Origin of the sequence: Microcystis sp. M20BS1 (assembly GCF_020245305.1) — a bacterium.
Lineage (GTDB): Bacteria > Cyanobacteriota > Cyanobacteriia > Cyanobacteriales > Microcystaceae > Microcystis > Microcystis ichthyoblabe_A.
Map to the genome: position 1 here is coordinate 1 of NZ_JADBUZ010000085.1, position 25,738 is coordinate 25,738.

Annotated in this window: 19 protein-coding genes and 4 pseudogenes; 13 read left to right on the forward strand and 10 right to left on the reverse strand. The window is 40.0% G+C overall.

All coding sequences use genetic code 11. The features are described from left to right. Positions 1-227 precede the first annotated feature (227 nt). From IM507_RS08460 to IM507_RS08475, 4 genes and pseudogenes are all read right to left on the reverse strand, one after another. A pseudogene (locus tag IM507_RS08460) lies at positions 228-380 on the reverse strand (transposase); the annotation flags it as partial. Positions 381-518: 138 nt separating this feature from the next. After that, positions 519-811 (reverse strand): annotated as a pseudogene (gene tnpA / locus IM507_RS08465) (IS200/IS605 family transposase); the annotation flags it as partial. Between the two features lie 542 nt (positions 812-1,353). After that, entirely contained in the window at positions 1,354-2,088 is a 735-nt protein-coding gene (locus IM507_RS08470; RefSeq protein ID WP_002738419.1) for an SDR family oxidoreductase, read from the reverse strand. A 157-nt stretch (positions 2,089-2,245) separates the two neighbouring features. Beyond that, positions 2,246-3,034: pseudogene (locus tag IM507_RS08475) on the reverse strand (class I SAM-dependent methyltransferase). Between the two features lie 72 nt (positions 3,035-3,106). Between IM507_RS08475 and IM507_RS23480 the strand changes: the two are divergent. Both IM507_RS23480 and IM507_RS08485 read left to right on the forward strand, forming a co-directional pair. Beyond that, a pseudogene (locus IM507_RS23480) lies at positions 3,107-3,298 on the forward strand (MvdC/MvdD family ATP grasp protein); the annotation flags it as partial. A gap of 230 nt (positions 3,299-3,528) precedes the next feature. Next, a complete protein-coding gene (locus tag IM507_RS08485; protein WP_002739260.1) occupies positions 3,529-3,687 on the forward strand; it encodes a microviridin/marinostatin family tricyclic proteinase inhibitor in 159 nt (52 codons plus the stop codon). A gap of 303 nt (positions 3,688-3,990) precedes the next feature. Here IM507_RS08485 and IM507_RS08490 read toward each other — a convergent pair whose 3' ends face one another. Further along, complete coding sequence (locus IM507_RS08490) at positions 3,991-4,470, reverse strand: hypothetical protein (protein ID WP_002739088.1); 480 nt, start codon at positions 4,468-4,470, stop codon at positions 3,991-3,993. A gap of 686 nt (positions 4,471-5,156) precedes the next feature. Here IM507_RS08490 and IM507_RS08495 point away from each other — a divergent pair. From IM507_RS08495 to IM507_RS08530, 8 genes are all read left to right on the forward strand, one after another. Then, the gene (locus IM507_RS08495; protein WP_002738617.1) at positions 5,157-5,870 is read left to right on the forward strand and encodes a sulfotransferase family 2 domain-containing protein; all 714 of its coding nucleotides are present in this window, start codon (positions 5,157-5,159) and stop codon (positions 5,868-5,870) included. 102 nt (positions 5,871-5,972) lie between these two features. Further along, positions 5,973-7,739 (forward strand): thiamine pyrophosphate-binding protein, encoded by a 1,767-nt coding sequence (locus tag IM507_RS08500; RefSeq protein WP_016515119.1) that lies wholly within the window; start codon positions 5,973-5,975, stop codon positions 7,737-7,739. A gap of 38 nt (positions 7,740-7,777) precedes the next feature. Continuing rightward, positions 7,778-8,638: a sulfotransferase domain-containing protein gene (locus IM507_RS08505; protein ID WP_016515118.1), complete on the forward strand. Its 861-nt coding sequence runs from the start codon at positions 7,778-7,780 to the stop codon at positions 8,636-8,638. A gap of 100 nt (positions 8,639-8,738) precedes the next feature. After that, positions 8,739-9,551 (forward strand): hypothetical protein, encoded by an 813-nt coding sequence (locus IM507_RS08510; protein WP_069474147.1) that lies wholly within the window; start codon positions 8,739-8,741, stop codon positions 9,549-9,551. Between the two features lie 61 nt (positions 9,552-9,612). Then, positions 9,613-10,434, forward strand: coding sequence for a hypothetical protein (locus IM507_RS08515; protein WP_069474176.1), 822 nt, complete (start codon positions 9,613-9,615; stop codon positions 10,432-10,434). Positions 10,435-10,511: 77 nt separating this feature from the next. Continuing rightward, complete coding sequence (locus IM507_RS08520) at positions 10,512-11,315, forward strand: hypothetical protein (RefSeq protein WP_287636883.1); 804 nt, start codon at positions 10,512-10,514, stop codon at positions 11,313-11,315. A 59-nt stretch (positions 11,316-11,374) separates the two neighbouring features. Then, positions 11,375-12,187, forward strand: coding sequence for a hypothetical protein (locus tag IM507_RS08525; RefSeq protein WP_287636884.1), 813 nt, complete (start codon positions 11,375-11,377; stop codon positions 12,185-12,187). A gap of 8 nt (positions 12,188-12,195) precedes the next feature. Beyond that, positions 12,196-13,410: a thioester reductase domain-containing protein gene (locus IM507_RS08530; protein ID WP_287636885.1), complete on the forward strand. Its 1,215-nt coding sequence runs from the start codon at positions 12,196-12,198 to the stop codon at positions 13,408-13,410. A gap of 19 nt (positions 13,411-13,429) precedes the next feature. On the opposite strand, the gene IM507_RS08535 is transcribed toward IM507_RS08530, so the two are convergent. The 5 genes from IM507_RS08535 to IM507_RS08555 all read right to left on the reverse strand — a co-directional run bounded on the left by IM507_RS08535 (position 13,430) and on the right by IM507_RS08555 (position 21,369). Beyond that, positions 13,430-16,708, reverse strand: coding sequence for an amino acid adenylation domain-containing protein (locus IM507_RS08535; protein ID WP_287636886.1), 3,279 nt, complete (start codon positions 16,706-16,708; stop codon positions 13,430-13,432). A gap of 141 nt (positions 16,709-16,849) precedes the next feature. Continuing rightward, positions 16,850-18,124, reverse strand: a complete 1,275-nt coding sequence (locus IM507_RS08540) for a sulfotransferase family protein (RefSeq protein ID WP_287636887.1) — start codon at positions 18,122-18,124, stop codon at positions 16,850-16,852. Positions 18,125-18,306: 182 nt separating this feature from the next. After that, positions 18,307-19,620 (reverse strand): coproporphyrinogen-III oxidase family protein, encoded by a 1,314-nt coding sequence (locus IM507_RS08545; RefSeq protein WP_002738346.1) that lies wholly within the window; start codon positions 19,618-19,620, stop codon positions 18,307-18,309. A 45-nt stretch (positions 19,621-19,665) separates the two neighbouring features. After that, positions 19,666-19,947, reverse strand: coding sequence for an acyl carrier protein (locus tag IM507_RS08550; protein ID WP_287636888.1), 282 nt, complete (start codon positions 19,945-19,947; stop codon positions 19,666-19,668). A gap of 3 nt (positions 19,948-19,950) precedes the next feature. Further along, positions 19,951-21,369, reverse strand: a complete 1,419-nt coding sequence (locus IM507_RS08555; protein ID WP_287636889.1) for an AMP-binding protein — start codon at positions 21,367-21,369, stop codon at positions 19,951-19,953. A 238-nt stretch (positions 21,370-21,607) separates the two neighbouring features. Here IM507_RS08555 and IM507_RS08560 point away from each other — a divergent pair, with 238 nt between their 5' ends. The 3 genes from IM507_RS08560 (at position 21,608) to IM507_RS08570 (ending at position 25,658) form a co-directional block, all read left to right on the forward strand. After that, on the forward strand, positions 21,608-22,153 hold the full coding sequence (locus IM507_RS08560) for a hypothetical protein (RefSeq protein ID WP_287636890.1): 546 nt from the start codon (positions 21,608-21,610) through the stop codon (positions 22,151-22,153). Positions 22,154-22,282: 129 nt separating this feature from the next. Next, complete coding sequence (locus IM507_RS08565; RefSeq protein ID WP_287636891.1) at positions 22,283-24,856, forward strand: sulfatase-like hydrolase/transferase; 2,574 nt, start codon at positions 22,283-22,285, stop codon at positions 24,854-24,856. A gap of 232 nt (positions 24,857-25,088) precedes the next feature. Further along, complete coding sequence (locus IM507_RS08570) at positions 25,089-25,658, forward strand: chorismate--pyruvate lyase family protein (RefSeq protein ID WP_271988178.1); 570 nt, start codon at positions 25,089-25,091, stop codon at positions 25,656-25,658. The last annotated feature ends 80 nt before the right edge of the window (positions 25,659-25,738 follow it).

Genomic DNA, 25,738 nt, shown 5'->3' on the forward strand with positions numbered 1-25,738 from the left:
GAAACTATCTCATCAAATTAGTCCCCCCATAGAACCCCCTTGAGCCATCTTGCACACTTTTCTCTTTTTGTCAAATTTTATGTTAAGAAAGATGTGACTAATGGATAGCTTGATAAGGGGGGTGTCTGACAACTTTTAACACCTACCTACTTAATTATTTTAAGGTGGTGATTCGGTAGTAGTGAAAAAAATGAACTACCCCGCCGCAAGCGGACGGGGTATCAGAATCAAAATAGACTCAATTGTAGATTTTGGTGTAGCTGCAGGTATTCTTTATCTTGTTCTTTTACATATCTCGCTATCATACCTTCATCCCCATGCTTTCCTACCGTACTTGCGTAATATCCATCACTCCAAAACTCTCCTCCCCACAACTGCTTTGGCTCTTCTCGGCTTTGTGTGATAAGTTTTGCTTATAGAATCGTGAAATGCTTACTGGACAAGACTTTTAAGACTATTTTGCAGAAGAAACTATCAGTATAGACCTCGTTTCCACACAGAAACCAGAAGAGCCCTGCTTTTTCACTTGAGGACACTTTTTGAAAATTTCTCTCGCCGTTATACTTTTAATCATTGTCACGATCCTTGTCACACTATAAGTCGGTACTGATTGCACCAGAAAATGCACATGATCTTTATCCACTCCAATTTCTACAAACTTGATCTCGTATCGTTTTTCCATCTCTAGACAGACTTCTTTCAACAAGCTATCTACCTGTTCGTCGAAAACGGCTTTACGATATTTGGCTGGGAACACTAAATGATATAGCAAAACACTTACATTATGGCTCTTATGGATGTATTCACTCATTTTTCTATTATACGCCGCGAGCGGCGGGGAATTAGACCCGAAGAGATTAAAAATTATCTCTCTAATATACCGTTTCTCTCTCTATCACTATGAATACGGTCTTATCCATTAGTCACATCTTTCTTAACATTTTAACCCTTTGTAGCACAGGGCTTTCAAGACTCGGTTAACAATCTATAATATTCCTTGTTGACACCCTTACTGACAAAGAAAAAACTGAAATCAAGTCAGGATAAGGGTTAGAATGCTTACTGACAAAATTGTTAAGAAATATCCCTATAAGGGATAGGGTACTTATTAATTTTCCTGCATTTTTCTGCTCACTTTGTTATTTTCGCTCTTCTGCTCGGCTCTTCTCGACTTTGTGTGATAATTTTTGCTTATGGAATCGTGAAATGCTTATCGGGTAACACTTTTAGGACTATTTTGTCGAAGAAACTATCAGTATAGACCTCGTTTCCACACAGAAACCAGAAGAGCCTCTGCTCTGACACCAGATTTTTTGTTCTCGAGGATTTGTCGGTCTTTTTTCACCATTTCTTTTAAAGAGTAACTCCACCGTCCACAGGTAAAACCACACCTGTCATATAGGGGTTGATAATCAAACTCAATACTGCTAGGGCGACTTCTTCGGGTTGCCCTAAATGTTCGACAGGTAGGGCAGAAACCGCCCATTTGCTCAAGTCCGAGCGTTCTGAATCACCTTGACTGCTCCAGATACTTGTATCTTCTATTAATCCGGGGGCAACAACGTTAACGCGAATAGGAGCGATTTCTAGGGCGAGGGCGCGTCCAAATACGGCTACAGCACTATTAGCGGCGGCTATGACGGAAATTCCGCCCATTTTGGAATATTTGAATATAGTGACGCTGGATGTCAGGGTAATAGAACCGTCCTTGGCCAAAGTTTTCAGGGAGCTACGCACGGCTAAAAAGGTTGCCCAGAATTTCTCCATACCTCCCCGGGCCGTTTCTGTGGTCATTTCAGTTAATAAGGCTCGCGGCATATTTCTGTCTCCCAGAGAGGTGACTACTAAATGGTCAAAGTTGCCAATTTCTGCAAAAAAGGTATTAACAGAATCTTCTTGTAAAAAATTAACAGTTTTAGCTTCAATCTCCCCGGAAATTAGGGCAACGGCGGCAGCTAATTTCTCTTGAGAAGCATGGGAAAGCACCACTTTTGCCACTAGGGAGAGCAATTTTTGAGCAATCGCTAGGTCAATCCCGGAGCTTGCGCCAATAATAACGACTTTTTTACCCGATAAGGAATCAAACATTTTTTTGTCTCCAAAAATTCAAGAAAAACTGACAACTAAATCGAAGATAGATGTTGGGTTCGATCTCCCCTTAATCCCCCCTTGGTAAGGGGGATGCCGATCCCCCCTGCTACCTTAATAAAGGGGTGTCTGACAATTTTTAACATCTACCTACTTATTACAGCATATTGACTGGTTTTTGAGCAGCAACTAACCAATAAGTTATGACCGAGGAACTTAGCAAATTATCCAGAGGCTTAATGTTTAAATTATAGATCTCTTCGTCTAATTTTCCTGATTGCAATTCCTCTGTTAACCAAGACTTAAGATGGCGAAAATGTCTGAACCAGCACTCCTCCGTCACCTCGACAAATTGAACATCTTTAAACCCTGCCTGTTGATAAAGATTTTGATACTCTGCCCTATCTTTGACCGTGTTTGCTTGGGGAACTGTCCAATCCCCTAAAAGTTCCGTTGTGGCAAAACTCAGATCTGAGAGAATTAAGGTTCCCCCCGGCTTTAATACTCGCCAAGCTTCTCGGAGGAATTGCTGTCTAGTATTAAAATAAAAAGCCGCTTCTACACAAATAATTTGCTCAAAAGAATGATCGGCAAAATCCATCTCTACCGCGTCCATTAACAGAAATTTACCCTCGGGAAAATTCAAGAGACTTCTGGCAATTTGTGTCGGAGAAATGTTAATCCCCACAATTGCTGTCAATGGATAATATTTGAGAAAATAATGGGTAGTTGCTCCTAAACCTCAGCCAACGTCAAGAATTGTTCCCTGTTTGTTGGGAATAAATTCTAAAAGTTTCTCCATCAGAGTAGAGGATGCTTCCTGTTGATCTTGGGTATGGGAGAGCCAATAACCGACATTAAAAAACTCTCTTTCACCATAAAACTCTCGAATCGAAGGACTACAAATTAAATCATCGAATCTACTAATCCATTCATTTTTATCCATTTTTAAACTCACTTAACTCTTTCGGCAAAAAACTACATTAGTCTAACACGATTGGGCTTAGTAGAGCGGGAAGTGGGTTATAGCAAGGCTTACCCAACTCCTGTTAAGGTGCTAGATATTGACCGCGTGGCTGAGGCGATAGAAAAAAAAGGAGCCGCACCTTTTACCTTAGATACCGATAAATTTCCCTGAGAGGTTCAACTAACAGCCCAATTTAATGGTAAAAAAAGTTTTTATCAATTAACCTATAACCATCAATCTATATTATCATGTCTGGTCAGGGACAGAAGTTATCGCTTTTGAATTAGGAATGGGGAGCGGAGAACAGGGAAGGAAACAGGCGTACCTGATGACTCTGAATACCGCTATAAGTGTCACCGATGGGAGTGCGGGTAAGGTGAGGATTTGACTTGAGTAAGACGGCAATATATGTTACTATCACAGGGTAATCGCAGCTATATTGAAAAAGCTGCTACTCAAAACTAGGAACGACCATGAATTATCCCAATAGCGAACAAAGTAAAGCAATCCCCTTCTTTGCTCGTTTTTTATCTGTAGACCAAGACGAGGCTCCGACTCCTGATTCCCCCCCCGATTCTGAACCCGCTCCCGTTTGGACTTGGAAATGGCCTTCTGACTGGGAAGATAGTTAATTAATTTAAAGATTGCTTTCAGTAATTCACACAGAAAACAACCGCCGCCATAAGTCAAGCAGGAGTAAGATTTATGGCGGTTTTTGTTGTATTTAGGGTTTGCTGAAAAAGTCAATTGGCTCTTCTGGTTTCTGTGTGGAAACGAGGTCTATACTGATAGTTTCTTCGACAAAATAGTCCTAAAAGTGTTACCCGATAAGCATTTCACGATTCCATAAGCAAAAATTATCACACAAAGTCGAGAAGAGCCGTCAATTTGCCGGTGAGGGCAGCGGGGGGAGAAAGTGCTTAGTCAAGTCACAACTACTCTTCAGCAATTTCGACTTCTTTGGGAGCAATGGGTTCTTCGGCAGTAATTTCTACTTCAATAGCCTTTTTCAGGTTAAGTTTTAGAACTTGAGAAATTGGTAAACCTTCCACCTCATTGATGAGATATTCTTGAGTTTCTGTTTCACGACGTTTGAGATAGACCGTTTTAAGCAGTGCCTCAATGCCATAACCCGTCACAATGTCGCCAATAATGGTAGAGAGGCCTAAGACCCCAAGTCCACCAATTAGTCCCAGCGGACCGCCTAACCCAAAAAGTGCGTAAATCATCGGATAGGCAGTACCACCGGATGCGGCAACAGCAATAATGAAAATAATGCCAGGGAGTCCCAGAGAAGCAAGTTTTTGAACAACTTCATCCAGAGAAATTCCCCAGGAGACAAGTTTTTTGTTGATTTCTGTGGGATTAATTCCGAGAAAATCATTGGGAATGGCCGTTTCAGTAGTTTCCGTCATTGATGAGACTCCTAAAATCACTAAGTTGGATTGGTTGGTGGGGATTTCAGTCATATAAAATCCATGGTAAGGCAAAAGAATACAAATCGGCTGTCTAGCAATCAGATGCCTGGCAGCATTCTAAGTAGTCGTGCAAAATTAATTTCCTAGTGAAGATAGGCAAAGGGCAAGAGGCAGGAGGCAAGAGGTGGTTAGATATGTGTAATTAATTTTGCTTAGGTACTTACATCAGTCTTACTGTTCACAGAACTTGTAGAAAATCCTCAGTTCTTAGGGAAATAGCCATTTCTGTGCATTTTCGGGTTAACCCCTAGTAGTCTGTCAAGTTTGAATTGAGGGATAGAGTTTTGGCTCTACCGAATCTGTCATGCAAAACTATTAACAACTCATGCTTGTAAAGCTTGTACAGCAAGGCTTTGAGTTTTTGTTAGATTGATATTTATCAACTTTAGAGCATTGCTGTACAGAGAGGGAGCTTGGGGAATTTTCTACAGTGTAAGTTCGGAAGAACCAGAGTTTTTTTAATTTAATACGAGCATCAGCAGTAGTAGAGCATCTCCCAGAGGGCAGCCAGAATGGACAAGCTGACATTTTAGATACTGTCTCTTTTGTCAAGTTCAATTTATACTAAAATTGATACGCCTACCGATCTCGGGCAGAGCTATTGTTATCACACCGCCAGATCAATGTTAATATCCTACAGTCATCAGTTCATTTTTTTTCATGTCACGAAAGCTGCGGGGACAAGCGTTAAAGCAGTCTTAGAACCTTATGCACAACAACCTGAAAAATTCAAAATTAATCGCCCTCCCAGAATGTTAGGAGAGCAAATCAATCCCCTGTATGAAATGTGGGAATCCTCTCTTTGGCACGCTAAAGCCAGAGATATGCAAAAAGAACTGTCAGAGGAAGTATATAATAATTTTTATAAATTTTCTTTTGTCAGAAATCCTTGGGATTGGCAGGTATCCTATTATCATTTTATTCTTAAGGAGAAAGATCATGTCAGACATGAATTGGTTAAATCTCTGGACGGTTTTGAAGAATACTTGGAATGGGTTATTAGTACCAAAAATCCCTTTCCCAAAGGAGCAACTAAACTACAAAAAGACCTTATTACTGACTTAGAAGGCAAAATAATAGTTGACTTTGTTGGTAGATATGAAACTTTAGAAGCTGATTTTGATCTGGTCTGTCAAAGGCTAAATATTAAAGCTTCTCTGCCCTGTTTAAACAAGTCAAAACATCGTGATTATCGAGAATATTACAACAACAGAACCAGAAAATTAGTAGAAAAACACTTTCAGGATGACATCGCCCTATTTGGCTACACATTTGATAGTTATCAATCCCAAATTGCATCGGAAAAATTTTTCCTCACAGCTGCCGGGGGTTATTGAGAGTTTACAAAAATTTAGCTAAACCAATTTTCTGCCCAGGGGTTTAAAAGCAGCGTCTATGTGAGATATTCTAACAATAGTCCATTGACAAGACAAAATCTAATGATTTCACAAGCCTCTTCTCCCATTACCTTGACAGAGCCAGAACAAATCCAGCCAAGAAATATGAGTGACCTAATTGTCGATTATTTAGAGCAATTAGGGGTAGAATACGTTTTTGGCATCCCGGGAGGACATAATAGTGCCTTCTACGAAGCCTTAGCACGCAGCGAAAGACGCGGGGGGGTTCGTGCCGTTTTGACTTGTCACGAAACCGGCGCCGCTTTTATGGCTGATGGTTATGCTCGTGAAACCGGAAAAATCGGGGTTTGCTGCGGCACAACTGGACCCGGTAGCACCAATTTCATTACAGGATTAGCCTCAGCTTATGCTGAAGGGATACCTCTACTTGTTATCACCGCACAAACTGCCCTACCTCATTTTAGCTGGAGTGCCTTTCAAGAATCATCGCCTGATACCATTGATACAGTGGCCATGTTTAAGCACTGTACCCGTTATAATACCCTCGTTACCCACCCTAATCAATTAGAAAGAAAATTGGCAGCGGCATTAACAACAGTTTTACATTCACCTTTTGGACCGGCTCATCTTAGTATTCCTGTGAATATTTTCCGGGTTGAGTCTCCCTCATCCCTTGCTTATCCCCAGGTAACGACTCAAGCTGCTGCATTAGTTGATTTAAAAGCCTTAGATGAGCTTGATAGTACCATAAACAATATCTTAGACCAAGGTCAAACCATCGCCATCTGGGTTGGTCAAGATTGTAGGGAAGCCACCCCAGAAATTATGGCATTAGCCGAATTAATTAACGCTTCTATTGTCACAACTCAAGGTGGTAAAACCTGTGTTAATCCTTATCATCCTTTAGTAAAAGGTGTCTTTGGTTTCGCTGGACATCAAACGGCTCGTCAAGCTTTAACCGATGATTCTGTTGCTTTAATTTTAGCGGCTGGGATGAACTTAGGGCAATGGGAAACCTCGGCTTGGGATCAGGCATTGTTAACTAAAAAAATAGTTCATATTCATCACGCAAGGGACTATTTTAAAAGTTCTCCGATGGCCAGTTTACACATTCAAGGTACAATCAAAACCACCTTGGCAGAATTACTAAAAAGATTACAGAAAACTCGGCAAAGGGGACAATTAAAACCAGAGTTATCAGCGAGCTTATTCCCTGAAATTTCCCCGCCTTATCAACCCGCTCAAATTACCGTTAAACAACCGGATAGCTATCGACTTTCAGAGGATAATTCCCCCGTTAAACCCCAGCAATTAATCGGTGAACTCCTACAACATTTGCCTCCAGAAACCCGCTATTTAGTGGATGTAGGTAATTGGTTAGCTTGGACAATTCACTATTTCTTCCCACCCCGTCCGGAAAATTTCCGTTTAGCTGTGGCCACTGCCCCCATGGGTTGGGGAATTGGCAGTGCGATTGGAACAGCTATGGGGGCAAAAAATACCCCGGTTGTTTGTCTGACGGGTGATGGATGTTTCCTAATGCACGGCAACGAACTTGCTGTTGCTGTTGCTGAAAAATTACCGATTATTTTTATCATTCTTAATGATCAATCTTTTGGTATGGTTAAACACCGACATCTTCAAACGGGAGTAGAACCCCTAGAGTTTGCTTTACCGTCAGTAGATTTTAGTCAAATTGCTCGAGGAATGGGAGCGAATGGTTATATTATTCGTAATAGTCAAGACTTGCAGGGATTAGATTATGAGGCAATTTATCGGGATGGCAAACCTACCGTCTTAGATGTGCGAATTGATTCGGAATATGTTCCCCCCATAGGAATGTTTTAAAGCCACGAACAATGATCAATACCTTTAACTCAAAAGCGATGTCCTATACCGAGTTACCCGCCAAGCGATTACTAATTAATTCTTTGCCTAAAAGTGGCACTCATTTGTTGGCTAAGTCCGTTGAAATTCTGGGCTATAGAGAGCATTTTGAGGATCAAGAAATTCAAGAAGTGCCTCTATTTTTTAACTATCGAGAAGTTAAAAAAAGAATCGAGCATCAAACTCAATTTAGCCAACAACAGATTAGCATAGGGGCCTTAACCCCCTACTATGTAGATTTGGCGATTGTTCGACATTGGTTAACTCTGATTGCCCAAAAGCAATACATTTTAGGTCATATTCCTTGGACACCTCTGTTAACCCCAATTCTTCAGGAATTGAATTATCAGCATATCTTCATTATTCGTGATCCTCGTGCTGTTATAGCTTCCTCAATTCCCTTTGTTTTAGATACGGGAAAAATGCCAGCAAGACACTTTCTAGAAGAGGATTTTAAGTCCATGTCTCCTAGCCAAAGATTAGATTTTATTTTAGTGGGAGGCTATGGGGCAAAAGCGGGAGTAGAAATCAGAAATTTTGCTGAAGTGTTCCGTTCTATGTTAGCTTGGTCTCAAGAGCAAAATTGTTTATTTATCCGTTTTGAGGATCTGGTGGGAGAACAGGGAGGTGGCAAGTCGGAAAAACAAAGGGAGACGATGGAAAAAATTTGCCACCATTTGGATATTCCTTTTAGTGAAACTATTGCTTCTCAGTTGGGGGAGATTTATAACCCTTCTGCTAGAACATTTAGAATGGGTAAAATAGACGGATGGAAAGACTCAATAGAGCCGGCAGATATCGAAAAATTAAACACCTATTGTCAACCATTATGTCAAGAGGCGGGTTATGAAATGTCTTGAGTTATACCTAGGATTAGTCTGATAAATTCCCAGTTTATTGGTGATTATTTTCCTAGATATGGTACGATCCTTCCACGACTTAAAATAAGGAAACACAAAAATGGACTTACAAGCAAATCTTGAGAGATTTAAAAGCAAACACCCCATCAGTCGCAATCATTATATTTCCTATCGTAGTATATACAAAGCTACTCCCATTCTCAAATTCATATTCAAGCATTATTGCCCGATTTATCATATTTCACTAGATGAGTTTTTTGAATATTATCCCCTTTTAGCATTTATTGAATACCTTGTCTATGAAACTGATGCGGAGATGGAAAGCAATCAAAAGGATAGCAACCCATCAAGTCAGTGTTCTCTGTGGGATTCTAAAAAAATCATCATTCGATCTCTTTTAAAAGAATTTGATTTAGAAGATCCTAGTATTTTAAATCAAATGGATAATTTAGGGAAATATATCCAATTGGAAAGTAAGCTATTAACCTCTGAAAAGATCACATTAGAAGACGTAATTCGTGCTTCTGAATTGCGGTCTTCTGACGAGTTAATTCTCCACTGTACCTTGATTGCTATGTCAGGTAAACCTTATAGAGATGAAATTTTTGAGATTATGTCACCTATACATATTCTGCTAGAATTTCATGATGATTTTCGTTCCTATCAAGAGGATAGGGCAGCTGGTAATTATAATACCTACTGGATGTTTCAGAAATTGTATGGAGAGGAAGCACACCATTATTTAAAAGCAGAAATAGACCGTTACAGTAAGCTATTTGAAGCAACCCTGAAACGATTATCTGAACAAGAACAAGAAGTTTATTCAGCAAAATGGTCTCGTTTATGGCAAAATGTATTTCCCTATTTCTCTAGTGCTGAACTTCTTCGTCAAGCTGTTTTAGAAGGGGTTTAAACCTGATTATTTGACCGCAGAAACTTATTTGTATAAAAAATCAAAACAAGGAGAACCCCAAATGATCCCATTGATATCCATTGAGCGGCTTAAAAGCAAACAAACTATTAGTCGAATCCCTTACATTTCCTATCATAGTCTATTCAAAGCTATTTCTGTAATCCACGTTTCTTTAAGGCTATATTGTCCGATTTATAATATTTCTGATGATGAGTTTTTGGGACTTTCTCCACTTTTAGCACTTATTGAATCTTCTGTCTATGAAACTGATATAGAAACAGAAAATAATCAAAAGAATAGCAATCTATCACCTCACCTTGCTCCCTGGGACAATAGAAAGATAATTATTCAATCTTTTTTAAAAGAATTTAATTTAGAACACCATACAATTTTAGAGCAAATAGAAAACTTAGGTGAGTATTTTGAATTAGAAAGTCAGCTAGTAGCTTCTGAAAAAATAACATTAGAGGATGTAATTCGTGCTTCCGAATTGCGTTCATCTGATTTGAGGATTATCCACACTATTCTAGTTCAGATGTCAGGTAAATCCTACAGAGCGGAAATTTTTGAAATTCTCTCACCGACAGAAATCTTGAGTGAATTTCAGGATGATTTTTGTTCCTATAAAAGGGATGTGGCAGCAGGTAATTACAATACTTACTGGATGTTTCAAAAATTGTATGGAGAAGAAGCACACCATTATTTAAAAGCAGAAATAGACCGTTATAAAAATTTATTTGAAGAGAAACTCAATCTATTTCCTGAAGAAGAACAAGAAAGATATACAAAAAAATGGTCTCGTTTCTGGAAAAGATATTCTTATCTCTCTAGTGCTGAACTTATTCGTCAAGTAGCTCTGGAAGGGGTCGAAAATAATGAATAATTAGCCATCCCATAGCCTGCTATTATTAAAATCTGTATCACTATTCATGGGAAAATTCAAAATTAGGAGCATCAAAAATGAATCTACAGGACTTAGAGATTTTGTATGAGAGTCTTAAAAGCAAACAACCAAGCAGTCAAACCCGTTACATCTCTTATCATAGTCTATACAAAACTGCTTTTATGTTTAAATCTATTTTTAAGCAATATAATATGATTGATGACGTTTCTCTTGATGAGTTTCTTTTATGTTATCCAGTTTTAGCATTGATTGAATCTTTAATCCACGAAGTCAATATTGATCTAGGAAGCAATCAACAGAATAACTTATCATGGGATGCTAGAAAGAAAATTATTCAATCTTTTTTAAAGGAATTTAACTTAGAACATCCTACTATCCTAAATGCTATGGAGAACTTAGGAGAATTTTTTCACCTTGGCAGTCAGTTAGTGACTTCTGAAACAATAACTCATCAAGAGGTGATTCGTGCTTCTGAATTGCAGTCTTCCGATATTAATATGCTTTACTTTACTTTAATTTCAATACTAGGTAAACCTTACAAAACTGAAGTTTTTGAGCTTATGTCACCGATCAACATTTTGCTAGAATTTCATGATGATTTTCGTTCCTATCAAGAGGATAGAGCAGCTGGTAACTATAACACCTACTGGATGTTTCAGAAATTGTATGGAGAGGAAGCACACCATTATTTAAAGGCAGAAATAGACCGTTACAGTAATCTATTTGAAGCAACTCTTAAACGATTATCTGAACAAGAACAAGAAGTTTATTCAGCAAAATGGTCTCGTTTATGGCAAAATGTATTTCCCTATTTCTCTAGTGCTGAACTTCTTCGTCAAGCTGTTTTAGAAGGTGTTTAAACCTGATTATTTGACCGCAGAAACTTATTTGTATAAAAAATCAAAAAGGAGAAACTAAAATGAACCTGCCAATGTCCCCTGGTATGATTGAAAGAAAAAAAAACGTTAGTCAAATTCCTTATATTTCCTATTATAGTATCTATAAAGCTACTTCAGTTTTAAAGCCGTTTTTCAAAATATATTGTCCAATTTATAATATTTATGATGATCAATTTTTTGAATTTTATCCCCTCTTAGCATTTATTGAATATCTGATCTACGAAACCGATGTAGAACTAGAAGAGAGTAATCAAAAAGATGGCTCACTATTAACTCAAGTTTCTCCCTGGGATGCCAGAAAAAAAATTATTGAATCTCTGTTGCATGAACTTGGTGTAGAAGGCTCCGCAATTTTAGCACAAGCAGACAACTTAGGTAAATATATTGAATTAGAAGGTCAGCTAATTGCTTCTGAAAAAATAACTTATGAGGACTTACTTCTTGCCTCTGAACTAAGGTCTTCTGATTTGAGAATTCTACATTCTGCTTTAGTTCAGATTTCAGGTAAACCCTACAGAAGTGAAATTTTTGATCTGATGTCACCTCTAGAAGTTTTACTAGAATTTAATGATGATCTTCGTTCCTACAAAAATGATATAGCAGCAGGTAGTTACAATACCTACTGGATGTTTCAAAAATTCTATGGAGAGGAAGCGCATCATTATTTAAAAGCAGAAATAGACCGTTATAAAAATCTATTTGAGGAGAAACTTAAGCGATTTCCTCAAGAAGAACAAGAGATATATTTAGTAACATGGTCTCGTTTTTGGCAAAGATTTCCCTATCTCTCCGATGCCGAACTTATTCATCAGGTTGCTCTAGAAGGGATTTAAAAAAACACATGACTAAACCTGTGACTCAACAGTTAGACCTGAAAGCGGAAGTAAATTTGGATTCCTCGATTCAATTTGAGCAATCGCTTTCCAAGAATGTACTAGAGCCAAAAGCTATCTTATTGACAGGAGCAACTGGTTTTCTTGGTGCTTATTTACTCGAAGAACTTCTCCAGAAAACCAGCGCAGATATTTATTGTTTAGTTCGCTGTTCTAATATAGAAGAGGGTAAAAATCGTCTTCAAAAAAACTTAGAGTTTTATTCTCTTTGGCAAGATGGTTTTAATTCTCGTATTATTCCTATTGTTGGAGATTTAGGGAAACCTTTATTCGGTCTTTCTCAACTAGCATTTAATGAATTAGCGGCAATAATTGATATTATTTATCACAATGGAGCTTGGGTTAACTCTGCTCGTCCCTACTCCACCTTAAAACCGGTAAATGTCTTGGGGACGCAGGAAGTGCTAAGGTTAGCTAGTAGGGAGCAAACTAAACCCGTTCATTTTGTCTCGACTCTTGGGGTTTTTCTCGGTGATAATCAGGAGGAAATTGGCAGAATCACTGAAATGGATAGCCCTAATTTTGTTAATCTGCAAGGAGGTTATCGCCAAAGTAAATGGGTGGCAGAACAATTAATGATGGTCGCACAAAAAAGAGGATTACCTGCTTGTATTTATCGTCCTTCAAGAATTATCGGGAATAGTAAAACGGGGATTAACGGTAATTTCCAAGATTTCCTATGTATTTTGCTAAAGGGTTGTATTCAATTAAAAAAATTCCCCGCTTTAAACACACAAATAGATATCGTTCCCGTCGATTATGTCAGTGGGGCAATTGTCGGTTTATCCCAGCAAAAAAACCATGCTGGCAAAGTATTTCATTTAATTAATTCTCAGCTAATTTCCTGGGAAACTTTCTTTAATTCTCTTCAACTTTTAGGCTATTCCTTAGAAAAAGTTGATTATGATAATTTTTATGCCGAATTAAAATATCAATTGTCCCAGTCTCCCAAGAATACACTATATTCATCTTTATTACTGCTTTTGAAACTGTCAAAACTATTTTCCCCTGATAAGCTAGAATTTGACGCAACTCGAACATTGATAGAATTAACAGAGCTATCTATCTCCTGTCCCGTTATTGATGAAAAATTGCTCAGTTTATATTTTTCTTACTTTCAGAAAGTTGGCTATTTTCCCCCTATTCTAGACCATAATTTATAGGAAAAATCTTCAATTCTTGCTATACATTTTTAAGATTTTGGAAGATAGTAACTGGCTGATGAGGATTCGTAACAATTTCCGACCATATCTGCATGAAATCTCGGTTAATTTGAGTCATTGAATCAAGCTCAAAATAATCTTTTTTATATTGCCACCAACCCTTAAGAGAGGGTTTTGGGGAAGTTTTATTTTCCCAGAGTATTAACTCTAAGTCGGGCCTAACTTCAAACTCTTCCATTTCCCAAGATGTCACCTCTAACCCAGGTAGTTTCAATTCTTCTTCGGGGGACTCTGACAAAACCGTAATAACTGCTTTAAAACTAGAATTATCAAGGCGATATTCTGGTTTGATGACTTTGGCTAAATGCTCAAAGGGAACATCTTGATACTCTAAAGCTTCTAATACTACCCTTCTCACTTGCGTTAGTAACTCTTTAACAGTAGGATTACCACTTAAATTAACTCGGAGCAACATTATATTACTAATTAAACCGATTAGAGGCTTCAGGTGTGGATGATTACGAGCGTCACGGGGAGCGCGGATGATAATATCTTCACAGCCACTATAGCTATAGAGTAAAACAGCAAAGGCTGTTAGTGCAGTCATAAATAAAGTGATTCTTTGCTCTTGACAGAGAATGTTTAATTTCTCTGTGAAATCCCTAGGAATTTCAAAATCAAAATTAGTCCCTAGACTTGAAACCGATGAATCGGATAATTTATCACTAGATTTAGACGGCGAAATCAGGTGTGGGGGAATTTTTAAGGTTGGTGACTCTCCCGCTTCTAAAATACGTTTATAGTGGTTAATTTTCGGCTCAATTAGTTGAGAACTAAAGGATTTTAGTTGCCATTGAACATAATCAACATACTGGATAGGTAAGGGAGGTAAAGGGGAGGAATCACCTAAGACAAAAGCCTGATAAAGTAGCTCCAATTCTTTAAAAAAGAGCGTCAAGGATGAATTGTCTATAATAATATCATGGATGTGAGTGAGGAGAATGTGATCTTTCTCATCCAAACGAATTAATATCAGTCTGATTAAAGGTCCATTAATCAAGTCAAAGGGTTGATGAATAATCTCTTGTAATAATCTTGCTAATTCCTCATTTTTCCTGTTCTCTGGCCAGGATTGTAAATCAATTATGGGTAGGGTTTTTTCGGTGTAGGGGTTAATTAACTGAACGGGGGAACCGTTGACTTCTCGAAAGGTGACGCGCAATATTTGATGGCGATAGATAATCTCATTCAAGCTGGCTGTTAAAGCGGCTAAATTGAGGTCTCCTTTAAGGTAGTGTCGTCGAAAATTACCCGAAAAATGGACGACTGTATTAGATTTTTCATAGGCCCATCTTTTCTGTTGAGTCAAAGATAAGGGAAAATAAGGACAGCCAGATAAGGAATCAATCTCCAGGGAAGAATCGGCAATAAAATCCTCGTCTATGATTAAGGGATTGATTACCTCATTAAATTTTATCTTGTCAATTTTTTCGATTAGTTCTGGATGATTTTTCCGTAAATATTCGGCAAATTCAGCCACCGTTGCGGCATCAAGAATAGTTTCTACAGCAAACTTTTTTTCAAAATAAGACTCTAGCCTCTTACAGAGGGCAATAACTTTGAGGGAATGTCCCCCCAATTCAAAAAAGTTCTCATCAATTCCTACTTTTTCTAATTCCAAAACCTCCGCCCAAATTGCGGTTAATAGTTCTTCCTCTGGGTTTCGTGGCGGTGTAACCAGACGAGAAGTGTCATAATTTAGAGGCAATTTAGCTAAAGCTACACGGTCAACTTTATCATTGGGGGTCAAAGGCATCTTTTCTAAAATTACTAATGCCCGGGGAATCATATAATGGGGTAACTTTTCTTTGAGATAGTCGCGCCATTGAGCGAGGACTTGCTCGACTTTAACGGTGGGATTAATAACAGCATAAGCGATTAATTGAGGATCATTTAACTGCTCTTGACGGACAATGACTACCGCTTGGTGAATGGCGGTATTTTCGTTTAAGATGCCTTCAATTTCCCCTAATTCAATTCTTAAACCGCGAATTTTAACTTGAAAGTCTATACGCCCTAACCATTCAATATTACCATCGGGAAGATAACGGGCTAAATCGCCGGTTTTGTATAACCTCGCCGATGGATTATTATCAAAAGGATGGGGAATAAATTTTGCCGCAGTTAATTCGGGACGATTGAGATATCCCCTAGCTAAACCTACTCCCCCAATATGTAATTCTCCCGCAACCCCCACAGCAACTTTTTTGAGAGACTCATCAAGGATATAAGCTTGAGTATTGGCAAGAGGACGACCGATAGTTAAGGGACTATCAGGGCTACATTCTGCTATGGTGGCATCAACGGTGGCCTCGGTGGGGCCATAGGCATTAAAAAAGCGTCTTCCCACTGACCACTGAGCCATCAAGGCAGGGGGACAAGCTTCTCCGCCGACAATTAATACCTGTAGGTGTTTTAAGGGTGCTTGAGGGAGGACGGCTAATACTGATGGGGGAATTTGTGCATGGGTAATAGCTTTTTTTTGCAGAAAATTAAGCAAGTTATCCCCCGGAAGTAAGGAGTTAGAATTTCCTAGACAAAGTTGCGACCCCGAACAAATAGCGGTGAAGATTTCCGAAACGGAAGCATCAAAATTTAAGGAAGCAAATTGCAGAACACGACTTGAGGGATTTAAGTTAAATAGTTTAATTTCTGTTTGAACTAAATTAACTACTCCTTTATGAGTAATTAAAACACCCTTGGGTAGGCCAGTGGAGCCGGAAGTATAGAGAATGTAGGCTAAGTTGTCGGAGCTTACAGCAGTTTTAGGGTTTTCTTGACTTTGTTGAACTAGGGACTGTTCTTTATTTAAAAAAATTACTTTTATCTGCTCAAGGGGTAGATTTATAAGGGGTTTTTCCTGTGTCAATAAGATAGATATATCGGCATCTTCTAGGATGAATTTTAGCCGTTCTTGGGGGTAAGCAGGATCAAGGGGTACATAACCCCCTCCCGCTTTGAGAACACCTAAAACCCCGATGATCATTTCTAGGGAACGCTCAACACAGATTCCTATTAATTGTTCTGGTTTTACTCCTAATTCAATTAAATAATGGGCGATTTGGTTAGCGCGGTCATTCAACTGCCTATAGGTTAAGCAGCAATCTTCAAAACTTACCGCAATCTGATTAGGGGTCTTCTCCACCTGGGTTTCAAATAATTGATGAATTGTGGTGGAATAAGAATAATTTTCTGCCCTAAAATTCTCCTCAATTGGCTGTAATTGTACTTCAATCATGATTTAAGTAGCTGGTTATAATTAAATTAAAAATGGATTTTAGGTTCGATCCCCCCTTAGTCCTCCCTTAATAAGGGGGGTGCCGATCCTCCCTTAGTCCCCCCTTAATAAGGGGGGCATCTGAAAGTTTTCAATACCTACCTACTTAAGATACTGCAAAAAATCAATTATGTTTTCTAAGTCTGGTAACACTGTGGCCAATTCCCGTTCATGTTTGCGCCATTTTTCTTGTCTAGGAGCAGATAGGGTTCTTTGAGCGATGGGTAAGGGTTGAGAGAGAATTTGCTCGATTTGTTTGTCTTGATGCAGTTGGGCAAATTGGGCAATATGATTAATGGTTTGCCCGGGATGTTCAATTAAATCGCGATAATTGACCGAACACCAACAGGAAGGGTTGAGGGACTGAAGGTCTTCTATTAGGTAGGAATTAGCCATTTTCCACTGATAGGCGGCAATTTCTACCAGAGAAGATTCCTGGAGAGATGACCAACCGGGTACGAGCAGAAAACTCCACTGACTATGCTCCCAACCGGGTAAGGGTTGATAGCTAATAAAACGTTGCGATCGCCATCCTTCTAATAAACTACTAATATTTTCCCTAGCATCTCGATAAAGATAGATAAAGAGAGCATCGGGAAATAAAGCCATTAGGAAAGGAACTCTTAGGGCGTTTTTGGGCGTTTTTTCTAAAAAACGAATTTTGTTAGGACGCTCATTTTCAGCAATGTTTAAATATTTTACCTCCTCCCGATTTTGTAATTGTTGGGTAAAACCTTTTCTTAGAGTTGCGCTAATTTCTGGGGTAGCATCGCCTTCATCCAAGCGGTTAGAGCTAAAATTGCGTGCAGCTGGATGTAAAGCGGGTATTCCTTCGATAATTTCGTGACTTTCATCTCCAATCGTCCATAAATCGGGGAATTTAGCCAGGGTTTCAAACAATAAACTACTTCCTGCTCTGGGTGCAGAAACAATAAAAATCGGCTTTTCAAACTCTGGGATTGAGAGGTTTTTATCTTCTACTTCTAGCTGAGATTGGTGCTTTTTTTTGACAATTAACAAACGCTTTCTCTGCATCAGAGAAAGCATCTCGCCATCTTTTCCCCTCAGGGGTGGGGAAGGCGATAGGGTTGAAAGCATGGAAGTAATAGGATTAATTATTTCTTGGATTGCCACCGATGAAGATAGCCATTTTTGTAATAATGGTGCAATTTTTCGGCTAAATTCCCCGATTAAATCTCGATAGGCTAATTCTCCTCGATAGTTCTGTCCAAATTTGGCAAAAACCGCTTGCCATTGGCTTTGAAATTCTGCCAGTTTTTCGGTCAGTTGCTCTAGTTGTCCCTGGGGAAGCGAGCAATTTTCGAGAAGACCATAAATAGCGGCTACTTGCTCCTCAATTTCCGTAGCAGTAAGCACGGGTAAATCGTTAAGTGGGACCTGAGCTAAACTGTTTGTTCTGCACATCTCATCTGGGTCATTTTCAACAATGAACAATTATTAGTTAGCGATTATCCAGTTTCTAGATTTTAACTGAGTAAGGAGTTCTGACCCCCCTTACTCAGGGGGGAAACTGACAATTTTTAACACCCACCTACTTACTAACTTTTGAGTTTTTTGAGAGATGCTGCTAAAGTTTCGCCCACATAGTCCCCATAAAGAATCCCCTTAGCGGTTAATTCAATTTCTTGGGTAGATACGGTGACAAAACCATCTCTTTCAAGTGTGGACAAAGTTTCCGCGCAAAGGGATTGTAATTTAAACCCATGTCTTTGCTGAAATGCAATTAAATCAAAACGTAATGTCTTGATTCCTAGTAAAACTTCCCGCACCATCTGGTCCAAGCTAGTCAGCTTATAACCGCGAGATAAGGGTAGTTCTCCTTGGGCCAGAAGGGTCGCATATTTTTCCATATCGCTAGTATTTTGTAACAGAGAATCCCCTAAACAGCCAAAAGCAGAGACTCCCAGACCATAAAACTCCATTCCGTGCCAAATATTAAAAATGTATTCACTGCGATATTGTTTGATACTTGTGGCCAAATCGCTGTCATTTTTAACATAGGTAAAATGACTCCAAGGATTATAATTTGCTTGGGCAAAGCGCTCCATGGCCAACTGCATAAACTGCATTTCTAGCTCTGCTGATGGCAATTCTATAATTTCTTGGCGAACCCCTTGATCAAATACTTGGGTATTGGCAAAAGCTTCCATTTTATAAACGGTGATGCTTTCTACTCCGGTTTTCAGAGCGCATTCTAAGCTTTCTTGCCAAGTTTCTACAGTTTCTCCGGCTAGTCCACTCAATAGGTCAATATTAATTGACCATTGCCCCTCGCCAGCTTTTTGAGCTACATCGATCGCTCGATAAGCTTGTTTTTCGTCATGACCTCTGCCACTCAGTTTGATGATTTGATCATTAAAAGATTGAACACCTAAACTTAGGCGATTTACCCCTAATTCTTTGAGTACCCTCATTTTTGATGGGGAAACACTCAAGGGTTCTGCTTCTACGGAAAACTGTTTCTTTTCTTCAAAGTAGGAGAAATTTTCGCGTAAATTCTCGACAACTTGGACTAACTGGTTTCCGGTTAAGGTAGTGGGAGTTCCTCCGCCAAAATAAACCGCCTGAATCCGTCGGTTTTTCAAATTGAATCTTTCGGAAACGAGTTTAATTTCTTGGCAAAGCGTATCTACATAGGCCTGTACTTGGCTCTCTTTTAGGTCAACGGTTTTGTAATAACAAAAAGCACAGCGTTGAGTACAAAAGGGGATATGAACATAGAGACAGACTGGCTGTTCTTCTAGTTTTTCGGCGATTACCCCTGCTTTCCACTGGCGAAAGGGGGGATAGTTAGGATTTAAGGGTAAACGTTGCGGCGTTTGGGTTTTCGGAAGTTCGATGGTTAAAGTCATGGTTTTTGACTGAGATATTGTTATTGAGGTTGCATTAACTCTAGATCAAGCTGTGACCGTTAATTGTTCACTTGCCGGTATTTTCTGGGCAATACAACTAGCTAAAACGTTAAGATTGCTAAAGGATTCTAGATTTAAATCCGATTCCGCAAACTCAACCTCGAAATGCTGTTCGGTCAAAGCAATTAATTCAACTACTGCGATGGAATCCAATCCTAACCCGTCTTCAAATAGGGAGGCGGTTTCGTCAATTTCCTCGATTTTGAGATTGACATCCAGTTGTTCGGCAATAATTGTCTTGAGTTGATTTAAAATATTTGTCGCCATTTTCTAAGCTTTGGGTAAAAAACTGACTAATTGCTGATGGTCGATCTTCCCGTTGGGTAACATCGGTAAGGTTTTCAAAGTGACAATGCGGTCTGGAATCGCTCTTTTCGGTAGTATATCAAAGCACAATTCTCTGATTTCATTCTCAGACAGATGACTCCCTTTTGTCAAGACACAAAAAGCGACTATACCTTTGCCTCTTTGACTCTCTCCATGGCATTGAACCGCAACCGCTTCAATTTCCCCTAAGGTTTCCATATTTTTCTCGATGTCAGAAAACAAGACCAATAGACCATCCCGGTTAATACTGCGATCGCATCTTCCCCAAACTTCTAGATGACCGTCTAAATGTAGCTTACCTAAATCTTTAGTAGGGAACCAATCATCGGAATTTGTTGACATCAGCGGCACTCCTGCCGGATCAACATAACCATCAAAACCTAGGGGATGCTGACAGCAAATTTCCCCAACTTCTGACATTTCCGAGTTTAAAGATTTATTAAGACGCAATCGGACACCTGGCATAGGTAAACCGACCGTTTGACAACGGAGGGATAATTCTTCTTGGGGACTACCTGCGGCAATTACCCCCATTTCGGTGCTGCCATATAACTTAACTAGGGGGCCGAAATTCTCTTCATATTTAATAAAAGTGTTTTCTTTGATCAGATCTCCCGCAACCACTGTTAATTTATACTCTCTGGCTGATTTTCTGCCTTTAACTAAGGTTTCACAAAAGCTAGGAGTCATAAAAGCAATATTAGGATTAAAGTCTTTTTCTCTCTGAAGATAGCGTAAAAGGTTAGCACCTTTCTGTAAATCAATAGAGGCTCCAACAGCCACACTAGGGAGAAAAGCAGCCCCTAAACCATAGAGATGATAAATCGGTACTGGAATCGCTACTCTCGCCTCTGAATTTAATCTCAATCTTTCCACACAGTTAAGCACATTTTCTAGCAATTTGTTCTGAGAATGAACCACTATTTTTGGTGTTCCTGTACTCCCAGAAGTCCTCATATACAGCCTTTTACCCTTGTCATCAATAGTTTTATATTGATGATTTTCGGTAATTTTTAGCCAATTGCTAATCTGATCTAAATTGTCAGTTTTTTCTAGTTTGGGAGTGAGACAATAGCGACAAAATTCAGGAGTAATAGGGGACGAGTTTGACTGAGGCTGCAAAAAGAAACTATAGCCCTTTTCTAACAGAAATAACAGAGTTAAAGCACTGGGAAGAGAATTTTCACATTCCAGGGACAAGCAGTCTGAATGATCGATTTTTTCTTGTCTGAAAAAGCTTGACAAATTGTCAAATATTTCCCCAACATCTTGCCAAGAATAGGTTAAACATCCATCGGTAAGCACGTTGGACTGATACGAGTCTAGAGAGGGGATGCGGGCTATAAATAAGCTGTTCAACATTTACATTGGTATGGAAGGTTACATGGGGAGTGGCGTAGTGGCAGGAGAAATCAGGGCAAACCCAGCTCAAACGCTATTGATAATTGGTCAATTTTGTCAGCCGTTGGTCTGCTGTCTAGGCATTTCAAATGCTACCAGTCAATCAGAATATTTACGAATTGTCAAGGATTTTTTAAATAGGTTTATCCCTCGGTCAAAGTATGTTAGACTCCAGAAGATTGATTTTTAGGAGTTTCTCATGGACGAAGTTAACGAACAAGCTGCCGGTGATGAATCTTCATCCCAGAATGTTAACGAACAAGCTGCCGCTTCGGAATTTTCTTGGGAGGAAATCAGCAAAAAACTAAAGGCTGCCCCGGGTGAAATCAGCAAAAAACTGGCATCCTGGGGGGTTTCTTTGGACGAAGTAGCCAAGAGAATTGGTTCTTTGGGACTCCCAGGCGTAATTCTCGTGGTCACGGTATCCACCTCGGGAGCTACCACTTATCCCATTGCCTTCGCTTTGGCAGCTTTAGGGGGTCCCCTTGGCGTTCTCGGCGGATTAGGACTGCTTGGCCTAACCACTGTTGTGGGAGATGCCTTGACGAACTATGGAATTGAAGCGGTTCTTGCCGCTATCTATAAAGATCGTCGTAAACAGGAAGCTCAGGAAGACTTAATCAAAGAAGTTGAAGGTTTACCGATTACGCAAGGACTGAAACTGAAGCTCAAACAGCAAATAGAGTCGGCGGAGGTTGTGTCTGAGGATATTGGTTCCCCTCAAAAAATTGAAATTGCAGAATAATGACTTCCCTTAGTTCAATGATTCGATTTCAACATTTTTTGCTCTGATTTCTTCTTCGTCTTTGATCACATCAACTAAGTTGGTTGCCTTGAATTGAATTAACCCCTAAGTAAAGAAAGGATCGGTTTTATGTCTGCTCAACAAAATGTTTTGTCCAATGTTTTGTCCTTTGATGGACAAAGAAATTATGTGGAAGTTCCTTACAATGCTCAACTGAACCCGGAACAGTTTACCGTGTCCTGTTGGGCTAAAGTAACGGGAAAACAGGGTCAATGGCGATCGCCGATCACTAGCAGAACCGACAGCCCGCAGGGGGGATACATCCTCTATGCCGGGGAAAACAACAAATGGCAGTTTTGGACCGGCAATGGCGGTAATTGGGTGACCGTAACCGGTCCAGATGTTGTGCTGGGAACCTGGACCCATTTAGCCGCCACCTACGATGGCAACAACATGAGACTCTATGTCAATGGGCAACTAGCTGGCGGACCCGTGGCTACCAAAATCAGTCTGAATAAGAAATCTCCCTTACGGATTGGAGCAGGAGCGACAGAAAGAAACCCAGACTATTTATTTGCCGGCCAAATCGGGGAAGTGCAGGTTTGGAACCAAGCACGGTCCGCGGAAGACATTAAAAAATCAATGAATTATCGGCTGCTAGGCAATGAACCAGGCCTGGTGGGCTATTGGCCTCTTAATGAAGGTTCAGGTAATATCGTCACTGACAAAACCGGTAAGGGCAGTAATGGCACAATTAACGGGGCAACTTGGCAGCAAGAACAACTCCCCTTAACTCCCAAAGCCTCTAAACCCAATATTGTCATTTTCCTCACTGACCAGGACAGTGCCGCCGTTGCTGAACGCTGGCCGCAAAGCTTTGAAGATGAGCATCTACCGGCCCTGAAACGACTGAAAAAGAACGGGCTGACCTTCAACAAAATGTTCACGGTAACGGTGGCCTGCTCTCCCAGTCGGGCTACTCTGCTCACCAGTACCTATCCCAATCAACACGGTGTCATCAACACCATTGCCGAGCCTTTTTCCGATATTATCAACCGCTATGAGGATAGCTACGGACAATCCCTAGAACAAAAGCTTCTTAGTCCCACCCAGGTGAACCTAGCTCGGGTTCTGAAGGCGGCCGGTTATAAGGTCTATTGGAAGGGCAAATGGCACTTGAGCGTTCCCAAGAGTGACACCGATAAGTGGTCAAGCGAAGACATCGAATACATGAAACAGTCCTACGGTTTCGATGGCTGGACTCCGATTGATGCGGGAGTTGCCCGCAGTGATTTAACCAAGTTTGGCAAAGGAACTTTTTACAATGATGAACGCTATCTACGGGGTGTAGAAGGGGTCAAAAAAGTCATTGAGCAAGATGCCAAGGAAGGACGCGGAGCTTTTAGTGGACTTTCCCCGGAGAAAAAGGAAGCGAAAAAGCAAAAGATCTTGGATAGAATTGACAAGGCCATTCCCCGGGAAGAACAAGGGGTTCTCGAATTTATTGAAAATTACAAATCCGAGGACGGTCCTTTTTGCTTGGTGGTGTCTTTGGTCAATCCCCATGATATTCATGTGGCTCCTACCTTTGAGAAAGATGCTGGCTATTCCCTAGAGGACTTTAAAGATTTTAATCTTCCCATTCCCGAAACTGTCTTCGAGGATCTATCCTTTAAACCAAGCGTCCAAGAAATTTTTAAACAAGGCTGTCAAGTCAAGGAAGATCAACGCTTAAAACGGATCAAGGAAGCGCGACGCTTAGAACTGAGCGACGAAAAGGTGTGGTATGAAGATTTACCAGAACTAAAAGATGGTCAATTCGCTACCAATAGTCAGCAAGTTCAGCAGATGTTTGTTAACTTCTACGGCTATCTGAAAAAACTGGCAGATAACCAAATCAATGAAGTGCTGAATGCCCTTGAAGCTAAGGGATTAATTGACGATACCTTAATCGTGCGGACTTCCGACCATGGGGAAATGTGCCTGGCCCACGACCGTCAGCGAGAAAAGCCTTTCAATGCCTACGAGGAAGTGCTTCGGGTTCCTCTGATTATTTCTAACCCGAATCTGTTCCCCAACGCCGTTAGTACCGATTCCTTTGCCACGACCTTGGATATAGTGCCAACTCTGGCTAAATTTGCTGGGGTGTATGATCTGTTCCAGTTTGCCTTTCAGGGTTGTGACCTAACGCCTTTATTCACCAATCCCCATCAGGAAGTCCGCGATGCCATTCATTTTACTTTTGATGATGGTACGCTGCCTCCCCGGTTTTTCAAAACCATTCCCCGACGTATCCGTACTATCCGCACCAAAGAGTGGAAATATTCTGTTTACTTTAACGACGAGGGGACTAATTACGAGTACGAAATGTACGACCTAGTCAATGACCCTCTGGAAAAAACCAATGTTGCGGGTAAACCAGAATATTTAGAAAAATTCCGGCAACTACACGCGCAATTGATCACCCAGATGGTTAAGTTAAAAACTGTTCCGGGTCGTTTTTCTATCTATACAGAAGAGATGAAGCAACAGAATTTTATTCCTCCTCTGTATTGGCCGACGGAAGACGAGGCCGAATATGAAGCCATCATGGATTATGCCGCTAACCAAGCTCAGTCTTCCTACCGGCACCGAGATCACAAGGAGGTGATCAAAGCCCAGGCAAAAGACGTTGATCCCGATATGTGGTGGTTGGGAATCTAATCAAAGCGCCGCGGCAAAACAACTAAGTAGGTGGGTGCCATTGATTTGCACCCACCTGTAATGGGAGCATACCGCCCACACTGGGTCTTACATTCAATGAGACCAACCTACTTAGTAGATTGTCAAGCTTAAGGTTGTTTTTATCTAGTTATAGCACGATATCCAGAGAGTGCTTAGGCACATCGATGGGCTAACTTTAAATCTATCCAGCAAATTGAGGAATTATGTCATGATGCCAGCGAAACCAGCGAATCGGTGTAAGATCGAGTTGTTAAAAAATAGTTTTAGCAAAACTCCTCTTAATCTGTCGGAGTTAAGCACACTCCAGCGAATCATTTTAATAACCGATGGGACTCTGACCGACATTTTAGAGATTTATTTGTTGGAAAAAATGTCAATTGTTAAACTGTCTGAAGAAGCGGTATATTTAGAGGAAGACTTGCCAGTTTTAGATATTGAAAAAGGTAGCAAAATTATCAAGAGAAAAATATTTCTTCGCAGTACAGTCAGCCAAAAAAAATTAATTTATGCCGAGTCTATTATTGTTATTGATAGACTAGACACCAAGTTTCAAGACGAGTTAATCAAGTCAGGAAAACCCATTGGTAAGCTTTGGTTAGAAAATCGGATGGAAACCTTTAAGGAAATCGTTGATTTATCTCAAGAGCGTGCGGGGGATTTGGCTGAGGATTTTCAAATCAGTCCAGAAGAAAAACTTTTTTCTCGTACCTATCGTGTTTTCTCTCAGAAGCAACCGATTATGATGATTACAGAAAAATTTCCTGAGAGTTATTTCGTCTAAAAATATCTCCAGAGTCATTCCATTAACAACCATCTCAACTTTGCTCATTCAATCATGTTTAATCTTCAGCGAGAAAATCC